Annotated in this window: 9 protein-coding genes; all 9 read right to left on the bottom strand. The window is 49.5% G+C overall.

The window, feature by feature from the left end; genetic code table 11:
* The coding region (locus tag FEM54_RS34345) for a hypothetical protein (protein WP_205894408.1) at positions 1-333 on the bottom strand (333 nt) is incomplete at its 3' end.
* A 5-nt stretch (positions 334-338) separates the two neighbouring features.
* The gene (locus tag FEM54_RS15120; RefSeq protein ID WP_138451684.1) at positions 339-1,256 is read right to left on the bottom strand and encodes a hypothetical protein; all 918 of its coding nucleotides are present in this window, start codon (positions 1,254-1,256) and stop codon (positions 339-341) included.
* 185 nt (positions 1,257-1,441) lie between these two features.
* Entirely contained in the window at positions 1,442-1,930 is a 489-nt protein-coding gene (locus FEM54_RS15115) for a hypothetical protein (RefSeq protein WP_138451682.1), read from the bottom strand.
* Positions 1,927-2,607 (bottom strand): pilus assembly protein, encoded by a 681-nt coding sequence (locus tag FEM54_RS15110; protein ID WP_171045845.1) that lies wholly within the window; start codon positions 2,605-2,607, stop codon positions 1,927-1,929. The genes FEM54_RS15115 and FEM54_RS15110 overlap by 4 nt, the downstream gene beginning before the upstream one ends.
* A gap of 28 nt (positions 2,608-2,635) precedes the next feature.
* Positions 2,636-3,817 carry a hypothetical protein gene (locus tag FEM54_RS34340; RefSeq protein WP_205894407.1) on the bottom strand — a complete coding sequence of 394 codons (1,182 nt, stop codon included), beginning with the start codon at positions 3,815-3,817 and terminating at the stop codon, positions 2,636-2,638.
* Positions 3,814-4,902, bottom strand: coding sequence for a TcfC E-set like domain-containing protein (locus tag FEM54_RS34335; RefSeq protein WP_205894406.1), 1,089 nt, complete (start codon positions 4,900-4,902; stop codon positions 3,814-3,816). The genes FEM54_RS34340 and FEM54_RS34335 overlap by 4 nt, the downstream gene beginning before the upstream one ends.
* A 75-nt stretch (positions 4,903-4,977) precedes the next feature.
* Positions 4,978-5,508, bottom strand: a complete 531-nt coding sequence (locus tag FEM54_RS15100) for a CS1 type fimbrial major subunit (protein WP_138451680.1) — start codon at positions 5,506-5,508, stop codon at positions 4,978-4,980.
* 356 nt (positions 5,509-5,864) lie between these two features.
* Complete coding sequence (locus tag FEM54_RS15095; protein WP_138451678.1) at positions 5,865-6,767, bottom strand: EAL domain-containing protein; 903 nt, start codon at positions 6,765-6,767, stop codon at positions 5,865-5,867.
* 132 nt (positions 6,768-6,899) lie between these two features.
* A complete protein-coding gene (locus FEM54_RS15090) occupies positions 6,900-9,821 on the bottom strand; it encodes an ATP-binding protein (RefSeq protein WP_240792751.1) in 2,922 nt (973 codons plus the stop codon).
* Between the last annotated feature and the right edge of the window lie 27 nt (positions 9,822-9,848).

The following is a 9,848-nucleotide window of genomic DNA, read 5'->3' as shown; positions in this document are numbered from 1 at the left end:
TGTTACGGTAGGATTCCGAAAAGCGAGCATTGGGTTTTTTGTATGCTGAATGCGCACGGGTTCATCTAGATGAACTTGAAAATCACCACTGCTGGACAACACACGTATGCGTGCGTCGACTTGATAGGGAGCATCCGGGCCTCCCATTTGTTGTAGCTCCAGGCCTTGGTTGAACCAGGAACCTTTGTCATCTGTAACAACTAATAAGTTTGGGATAGTCACGCCAACATTAATAAAGGTACGTGTCTTGCCATTTAGTACAACCTGAGCAAGTATTTGGTTGGACGTTAGGAGGACTACTAATGCGATGCTGGCGATAAATTTTTTTTTCATGATCGTTATGGTTTGGTAGTCACGTTAAAGTTAAGAACGTCGTAGTAGTTGCCCTCTACTTGAGTCTTTGAAACATTTGCCCTGATAGTCGGTGAGAAGCAGGTGCGTCCGCTAGAGTCGAGGGTGATAGTATTTCTCGTATTGTTAGGAATTTTTAATGGCTTATTTTTTCCGTCGTTAAGCGTTAGGCTATAAGGAAGGTAGCTAGAAGCTGAAAAATGTCTTAAACGGTACGTGTCGTCAGTGCCTCCATGCGTGTTGTAAGTATTTATAATGAATTTTTGACCTATGATCTCGCCACTATTATAAGTGAAGCAAAGTTGATCTTTAGTGCTGTCAAGTGTTTTCTCGACAATGCCTGGTTGTAAATCACCAAAATCCCAATCTGGTACACTTACGTTCAGGGTGATATCTTGGGGAGGTGGGGTTTCGGGATTAATTATCCTGCAGGAGCCATTGAGTCCCTCGGTTTTGGAAATATAAACTGCGCCTTTTGCATCAAAATAAGTTTCTTGATTTAATTGGGGTGTAAATGAAAAATTACCTGTTCTAATTGCGATTCCTGGCCATTTTGAGAGGCCGCTTGAACTAAAGGTTACTTTGGTCTCAGCAGTGAATGCATCTTTTTTGTACCAGTCATAAGAGTTAGTGTACATCATGAGGTTGCCTGATGGGTACTTAATGCCATATCTGGCATCGTTAATGTAGACGGAGCCAGCAGTTGAGTTTGAAGGGATTCCATTGCTGTTATAAGTGTATAAAACTATTGCTCTGCTTGCGAAGGCATGACGCGAGGACGTATTTTCACCAGGCGCGAGTTTATTGAATGGGATAGTGACGTAATAACTTGCCAAGCCATTCCCGTGGTCTTGATACCGACAATTGCTGTATTCTCCGGAGACATTGCCTGTCGGTTGATCCATTGCGCTTACGTTAGAGCAAGAAAAAAACATAGCATATAAAGATAAGGTTGTTGACAGCCTAAAATTGATTGCTTTGTGTGATGTGGTATTCAATGGTTAGCATTTCCTGGTGAGTGGTATAATGTGTTTTCTACAGAGGAAAGTTAATATTTGGCGACGTAGTTTCAGTCTGTAGCTTCTATGTTTTACATGACGGTTACTGGCTCTATTAGTCGTTTTTTTTGGTATATAACTACTCCGTATCCAACTTTAACGAAAACTGGAGTGGCATTCTTAGTGGGCTCGCCTTCTAAAACTAGATGCTCGCTCGGTCGAAAGGTAATGCGCCAGATATGGTCTTGCTCAACCTGTTGGATAATTCTGAGATCTAATCTATATCTTTGCCCTGGAGCAATGGCTAGGCGGTTCGGAGTCACCAATAAACTCGGCTTTTCAATCTGTGAAATGGGCACTAAGCGCTCAGGTGATTCGCCAGGGTTAGTCAGCAAAGCTTGATCCACCTGCAAATATAATGGTGTGTCCCCAATGTTTTCTGCAAACAGCTCTCCGGCGGGATGTCCAGGCAGCAGAGACAGTTCGTTGCTTGAAATTTTAAGTATCCCGGTGGCCGTGCTTGAGGCCGAATATATGGCTGCAAAAAATCCAAGTATCTGCAGGTGTGAACGTTTTTTCATGGGCATACCAACGATTGTGGCTGATCTTCAACGCTCAGTTTTATTCGAGAACTTTTGAAGTGTCGTGGTACACCAGGAAATACCGCTATGGTTTGCTCCGATGCGCTCTCTCCTACAACAACGTGGGTGAATAATTGCCGTACATTTCCGTTATTAACCAGCGTAAGGCCACCCTTTTCGCAACGGTATGTCCAGGCCACGTGTTGATTTTTGGGGGAGGGCATATGGCGAATAAGCACCCCGTAACCGATAGAGACTGACATCGGTGCGGTAATCTTGTCCTGTGGCGCGTCGTCAACTCGCAATGAGCGTACTGGCACGATGTAAAGGCGATAGAGCGACTCTTGATCGGGTTCTGCGAGAGATTTCAGTGTGACCACGCGGGTTTGATTTGGGCCTAAGGATAATTTGTCCGGGCTGGAAATCAGTTCAGGATGAGCCAACTCTGCTAACGCCACTTTTTTTTCAGGAACCAATCCGGGGTTTATGACTTTTTGGAGGTTGATGGATAGATACAGCGTGCTGTCACCCATGTTGCGAAGTTTGACTTTCTGCTCGTGACTGTTGAAGACCTTGGTGCTGGCAGGCATAACCATTAACTCCCCTTCAGCCAAGGCAAGGTTTGAGGAGAAATAGAGAAATACAAAAAATGGGGTCAGTAATGTTCGAATTTTCAAGGGAAGACCTGTAAGTGAAAGTTTGCATTTAAAGGCAGTGGTAATAGCTGCCGGTGGTTTTAGTGAGGTCGCAGGTATAGCGGCGCCCCATCTGCGTCACACTGATTTTGGTCAGCAACGACTTGCTGAAAATGGAAAATAAACCATTCTGGTAGACGGTGTCGCCGGTCTCTAATATTGTGCCGCTAATTGGCTTCCCTCCAGCATCAATCAGTAAACCACTATAGATCATGCTGATTTTTACATTCGCCTCTGAACTGTAGACTTGGCCTGGGTGTGAGCGAGTAATATTCGCCGGCACTTCGATGTTCATGTCCATCTCGAGGCTTTCGCTGATGACTCGGGCAAACGGAAGGTCGCTGTAGCTGCCGAGAGGGATCGCATACAGGCTGTTTCCGGCCACGGGGTAGCCCTCAACTTGAAAGCCATAGTCGGTATTGTTTACTTCCGGGGTTTTAAGCAGCATGGCAGCCCCGCTGTCGCTATAACGGCCAAAAGCGAGTCCTTGAGAATTGGCAGAAAACATACCCCTGTAGTTAGCATCAATGTTGCTATTGTCGTCGTCGTGCCCAATATTGACAGAGGCTTCGCCACGAGTACCAGAACGGCTGCCATAGATATTCATACTGTTGCGATCGTTGATGTGGTTGGCTGTCACGCCTGCAGTTGTAATGCCATAGGTGTCTTGAAAGTCCTTGCGGTAGTCTCCACTTAATTGAGTTTTTCCTCCAGAATATGTCGAGCTGACGGAGGATTGGGAGTTGTCCAGAGTCCAAGTCGTATTAATGTATATGCCGAAGTCATTGCCACTTTGCTGGTAACCACCTTTTTGTAGGCCCACTGAAAAGGTAGACCATAAGCCATTGGGACGGTAGTTCCACCGAGCTTCAAGTTGTTGTGACTCGCCGCTCAGGTATTTCTGGTAGTTGTAAGCCAGCGTGATGCCTCCCAGAATGTTGCTGTAACTAATACTCGAGCTTGGGGACCCCTGATAGAATTGAGAAATATTGTTGTTCTGGTATCGGCTTACCATAAGATTACCTAGTTTCTCATGACTGACGAAAACACTGGCGTAGCCGCCTGTTGCGCGCTCACCGCTGAGCAGGCCCACCGTTGGCGTGAACTGAGTTTCCCCGACTTGGCTTGGTCGCGTGATATTAATTTCGCCGGCATTGCGGTGTCGGTTTCCGCTTATCACAGAGGCATTCAAAAAAACTGACGCAAGTTTCGGCTCACTCCACCTTCGAGTAAGCTGCCACCTTCAGTCATGTCTTCTCCGACCGTCAGATGCCAGGCATTTCCACCACTACCGACAAAATCAAGGTTGTTTATCTCTTGAGTAACCTCACTGATCTGATTTCCGTTCCGGTCCACCAGTTTTAGCTGTACTGAATAGTACCCGCCCGGCAAGTCAGCCAGGTTTATCTGATTTCGTCCTAACGTCGCGGGCCGTTTGAGGATCAGACGCCCGTTTCGATAGAACTCATAGTTGCCCTCTGTCGTCGAGTAAAGTAACATCGTATTAATATTTCGATTCGTTTGTAGATGGTTTTGGATACCAAGGATTATGAATTTATCGAAACTTGGAGATAATAAAGTGTTGACTGACCCCGACGTGTAGTCGAGGCTGTTCTGTTTGCCAGCACGCAAATAAGTATTTGATAAGTTTTTCTGAAAATAAAAGGATGAAATATCCTGGCTGCTACGACTGTAGTTTCGGGTGCTTTGGCGGCCAGCATACCAACTCATATAACCGAAACTCTGGCCGGGCATGCCCAAAAAGGTATTGCCATTTATATTCATGGCACGGTAGCCTTCGGTAGAGGCTCGCAAGTCGACGGATTGGTTGTTTACTATTCCCCACGCAGTATGTGGAACAATAACGTCCTCTTGGGTATCTCGGATGGCTACGGTACGCTTGATTTTGTCTACGGTGATGTAATGGCCCATGAGTTTTAGGTCGCAGCCACTTTTGCATTGGCGGTAGTCAAGTTTGCTCAATACTTGTCGTATAGTAGCGATGTCTTGTAGTGAAATGCCGTTCTCATGATATTTTTCCGCGTCAAATATTAATGTCTTTTCTGAAGGTTCAAAGGCCATCACCCCAGGAAGCGTTCGACCATTGTAAGTCGCAACATAGCTTGCGCTAGTGTCCATTTCGACTTCGCTGAAGCCTTCAGGTATGCCATAGGAGAATTTAACTTCGGCGCTCGATGAACCGGATTTTAAAAGTAGCGCACTTAGCAATAATGTTGTGACCAAATGCTGGCGCCTACAAGCAGATAGGCCTTTCATTTCTTAATAGAACACCAAGGAAAGGAAAGCCTCGAATATCTCAAGGCTTTCTAGCGGTAAGTTATAATTAGAGGATTATGGGCCTGTGGCTGCAACGGGTTCGAATACCATTACCAGATCACCGCTGTAACTACCATTGGTGCTCAACTGGCCATTTTGGACGGGGGCGTCGACTTTAATGTTAAGGTCGTGAACTTCATCAAAGCCGCCGTTGCCAGCGGTGATTTGAGTGATTTTTTGCGAGTTCCCGAAGGAAACGGGGACTTCGCCTTGACCACTACCGATGGTGACTTCTGGATTAGTCATCTCATAGTTTCCGTTGCTCATTTTTAGTGGTTGAGCCAAAGAAACATTGAATTCGGAGTTCTTACTCCATACACGTACTGGTAGAGTTTTGCTGAATTTTTTCTGCTGGTAGTCATCTGCGTCCAGTTCTTCTGTGCTATACCATGTCGAACCATCAGGCTTGGACACGAAAATCGCATCATTGATCTGCGCAGTCAGCGTGATCTTCTTGGATACTGAATCCTTAGGGGCGGCAGCATGAGCGGCGCTGATGAGTGAGGTTGCAATGCCAATGGCGAGGACGAGTTTACTGAATTTCATCTTTGGCTCTTCTATATTTAAAAAAATAACTGTTAGTGACTCATCTGCAGTGGCGCATGAGTTGAGTTCACGGACAAACTATACTTCTTATTAAAAAGCGGAGGTCAGAGCTCTATTCTTGCGTTTAGCCAGGAAATTTCTTGTCTTTTGACTGGAGGGTTCTTGGGTTGGGCGCTCGATAGAGAATCCTTGTATTAAGATCAGCCGGGTCTACTCTTGCGCTGATGAGTCCAGCCAAGTCATTGGTGAGATCAATAGGAAGTTTGCGTGTGTTCGCGCAGCTGAGGAGACGTTGGATCATGATGGGAAGGAAGGGGCGTTTGAAGGAGATTACTTGCCTGCGCCCCTCGTATTTATCACTTCAAGTCGCAGATCAGCCTCTGGAAGCGCTGATACGGTTTTATCTTCCAGCTATCAAATTCTTCAAGCGACATAGGCTTGGCACACAAGTAACCCTGGCCCACCCGAGCGCCCATTTCGACCAGGCGATTGCGTTGTGAGAGTGTCTCAATACCTTCCACCACTGCCTCCATACCTAACGCATTAGCTAATGCCAGCGCATTGCGAACAACCACCCGATAGCGCTCTGAACTATCAACCGCCCCAATGAATTCTCTGGCCAGTTTGATTTCATGGAACACCACCTTGCACAGTCTCAGCAGTGATGAATAGCCCGTCCCGAAGTCATCGATTGACAGGCGAATGCCCAGGCGGCTCAGGCGGTTGAGTTGCTCAATGTGCGCATCGGAGAGATCGGCAGGGCCGTCTTCGATAATCTCAAAGGTCAGTGACGAACGTCTTACGGGATGCTCCACTAACCGTGTTTCCAATCGGTCGACAAACGTGCTGCTCATTAATTGGCTGAGTGACAGGTTAAACGCAAGGTTGAGAGACCGCCCCATGCGGTGAAGCTGGAGCTGGTAAGCCAGCCCTTGCTCCAGGAGTACAAATAACAAGTCGTCGAGCCAGCGCTCCTGCTTAATGAGCGGGAGGAAGTGTGCAGGGCCAAGTACGCCGTGCAGTGGATGGTGCCAGCGCGCCAGCACTTCCGCGGCATTGACCTCTCCGGTGCGGAGGTCGAATTTGGGTTGTAGATATGCACGAAACTCTCGCAGCCAAAGGCCCAGTTGCACATCTTTCGCGCTGGACAGTTGAGCGGGTGGTGCTAATTCGTCAGGGCAGTCCGATTGCCTGGGTAAAATCTCCTTTGTTCGGGGAAGCAAGCTCGATAGAAACGAGCTTGAAGCGCTGTAGTGCATGAGGGCCAAGCCTGGTGTTAATACCCTCAAAGCTTATGGGAATTCTCTTTGGCATTGCTAAGGAAGCATCTGTGGTGTGGGCGCGCTTTTTCTTGAGTTTTACCGAGATGTTTCTTGGTGGTTGACGGGTGGTCATTCCGGTCGCAGCGACTGACTGATTGTTTCCAGTAGCTGGATCAGCTCCGTCACAGCCTCGACGGTTTCATCGGATATCACGCCTTCAGCGCAGATGTCTTCGACCTCATTGCAGTGGTCGAGCAGCCTTGCGTGATTGAGCATGTATGCCGTGCCCTTGAGCTTATGTGAGATGCGTTTGATTTGAGCCAGGTCCCCTGTATCAAGGGCCTGCTTCAAGGCCAGGGATTCATCGGTATTACTCGCGGCCACCTGCTCGGCCAAGTCTTGGCGGATGTTGTTCATCGCTGAGGAGGCTTGGTTGAGGTTCTCGGCGTCGATGTCCAGCATGGGAATCCAGCGGTTCAGTACAGCCAGCGTGATCGGCTTGGCCAGTGAGTGATCCATACCCGAGGCCAGAGCGCGCTCATGCGCTTCGGGCTGGGCGTCGGCCGTCAGCCCAATGATCAAACATGGGCGGATACCTTGAGCTTGCTCCATTGCGCGGATGTTTCTGGTCATCTCGTGGCCGCTCAGCTCCGGCATGTTACTGTCGGTGATCACAACATCGACAGCGTGCTCTTGCCACATTGCCAAGCCTTCCAGGCCGTTACTGGCGGTCAGCGCGTGGTGCCCCAGATAGGAGATCTGCTGGTAGAGCAAATACTGGCTAGGTAGATGATCTTCGATGATCAACACGGTCAGTGGCTCATCACTGTCGGCTTTCACGGGCTTGCAGGCATTGTCTTCACAGACTGCGCGCTCTGAGCTGACGCGCTCGAGTTCGACACTGAACGTTATGCGGGTCCCAGCCCCCGGGGTGCTTTGGGCTTCCAGGCTTGCGCCCATTAATTCGCTGATTTCCTTGCAAATTGCCAAGCCCAGGCCTGCGCCGGCATTAGGATCGCTGACGGCCGCGTTCGTCACGAAGAATGGTTTGAAAATTTGATCGATTTGCTCGGCAGGAATGCCTGCGCCGGTATCGGTAACGCTGATCTGAAAGTGCAGGCGTGTATCGCTCGTCGGTTTTACCTGGCAGCGAACCTCGACACTTCCACGCTCAGTGAATTTGATTGCGTTGCTTAAAAGATTGGACAAGATTTGTTTGATTTTTAGCCCGTCGACCCAAACCAATTCCGCCGACAGCGGGGCGATATCCAGCCGCAGATGTAACTGCTTCTGCCGCGCCAAGCCTGAGAACACATGGCTTGTCGACTCCAGAAGCGTTTTGATCCGGTTAGGCTCTGGAACTAAGCTGATTTTTCCAGATTCAATCCGCGATATGTCGAGAATGTCACCGATGAGGGCGAGCAAACCGGTAGCTGACTCGTACGCGATATGTACGGACTGTGTGTTTAACTCGGCTTTGTTTTTGCGAGTAAGCACCAGTTCCAGCATGCCAATGATGGCATTGAGAGGCGTGCGAATTTCATGGCTCATGGTGGCCAGGAACACTGATTTACTTCGGCTGGCCGTCTCAGCCGCTTCCTTGGCTACCTGCAGTTCATCCAGCAATATCTGCCGTTGCTTCAAGTCCTGGCGTTTGTGCAGAATGCGGCGGCGCTGCGTCACGATCCACAACCCGGCGATCAGTAGCAGTGCGCCCAGAATTTCAAACGATCGCCAGATGTAGGCAGCTATCCCCTCCCAATATTTTTCATCAGTTGCCGAGTTGGCACGCCAGCGACCGTGAATCTGCACGAACTCCCGCGGGGGGATTTCAGCCATCACTCTATCGACTATAGAAATCAGCTGTGAATGATGTTCGGAAGTAGCGAACACAACGCTAGCGTTGGGAATATTAACAATGCCTCCAACTTTCAGGCTGCTCTCGAATTTGTACGAAAGGTAGTAGCGTATGACGCTCGCGGGAGCGAGGACGATATCCACGTCGCCATCACGAGCAAGCTTGAAGGCTTCACCCAATGTGTCGGTTTCCTGGATACGTACATGGGGGTATTGTCGGGCGAGGATCGGGGACAAAAGATAGCCTTTCGCCACAGCCACTGTTGCCGTGCTTTGGTCATTCAGGACTGTCTGGTGGTCCTTGCGCGTGGCAAAAAGGTAAGCATTAACCCCCGCCGGGCGGCTGCGCAGGTACCGCAAAGGCGCGTGACTGGCCTCTGTGAGAATGCCGAGGTCTGCCTCGCCATTCGCCAGCAGGGCATCAACCTCACCCAATGAGCTCACACGGATGATCTGGAACTGAATGCCTGACTTGCGGCGAATAATTTCCAGCAAGTCAGAGGCAATTCCGTTCAAACGACCATCGCTGTCGAAAAAGGCGTAGGGTGCCAAATCCTCGCTTATTGCCAATTTCACAGTCTGGGTGGTGTCCAGCCAAGTGCGCTCGGAATCGGTAAGACGGTCGCGAAAACCGTACCCATCACATCGCTGGTTATCACCCCAGAAATATTGGGCATCAGCCAGTTGGCAGCGCGTTAACCCGCCTAGTGCGCGTTCGAACAGGCCAGCCAGCATCTGGTTATCTGGGGCAATCGCAAAGCCGATTTTGATCTCTGGCTGCGGTGTGCGCTGGCTGACGCCTACTCTCGTGCTGAACAACTGGCTGGATAGAGAGTAGGTGGAGGCAGGATCGCCAAGGTAGGCGTCATTAGTGCCCGTCAACACTGACGTCATTGCCGCCAACGATGAAGGGTAGGAAGTGAATGTGCCTTGACCACCGTTGCTTTTGTACAGTGCAAGAGCAATATCATTGGTCACAGCGATCTTCAGGTCGGAACCAAGGGCGTTGTTTTCGCCACGGTCGCCACTTTCGGTAAAAAGGGTCAGGTGTGTCACTGCATAGGGGGGCGTCAAAAGCGCATCGGTACGCTTGGTATTCAGGATTGTCGCGTACGCAACCAGGTCGATTTTCCCCTCGCGCAGCGCGGAAAAGATTTCCTCACTCGAGTCGAACGGCCTGACCTCGATAGACACTCCCAAGTCACGCTGCAGTGCCACGAG

The sequence above is a fragment of the Pseudomonas edaphica genome (assembly GCF_005863185.1).
In the GTDB taxonomy this organism is placed as follows: Bacteria; Pseudomonadota; Gammaproteobacteria; order Pseudomonadales; family Pseudomonadaceae; genus Aquipseudomonas; species Aquipseudomonas edaphica.
This window is presented reverse-complemented; position numbering and strand designations above follow the sequence as displayed.

What these genes read in the sequence shown, in the direction of transcription:
- FEM54_RS15120 (WP_138451684.1), bottom strand. Translation starts at nt 1,256, where the DNA reads ATGGATCAACCGACAGGCAATGTCTCCGGAGAATACAGCAATTGTCGG.
- FEM54_RS15115 (WP_138451682.1), bottom strand. Translation starts at nt 1,930, where the DNA reads ATGAAAAAACGTTCACACCTGCAGATACTTGGATTTTTTGCAGCCATA.
- FEM54_RS34335 (WP_205894406.1), bottom strand. Translation starts at nt 4,902, where the DNA reads ATGAAAGGCCTATCTGCTTGTAGGCGCCAGCATTTGGTCACAACATTA.
- FEM54_RS15100 (WP_138451680.1), bottom strand. Translation starts at nt 5,508, where the DNA reads ATGAAATTCAGTAAACTCGTCCTCGCCATTGGCATTGCAACCTCACTC.
- FEM54_RS15095 (WP_138451678.1), bottom strand. Translation starts at nt 6,767, where the DNA reads ATGCACTACAGCGCTTCAAGCTCGTTTCTATCGAGCTTGCTTCCCCGA.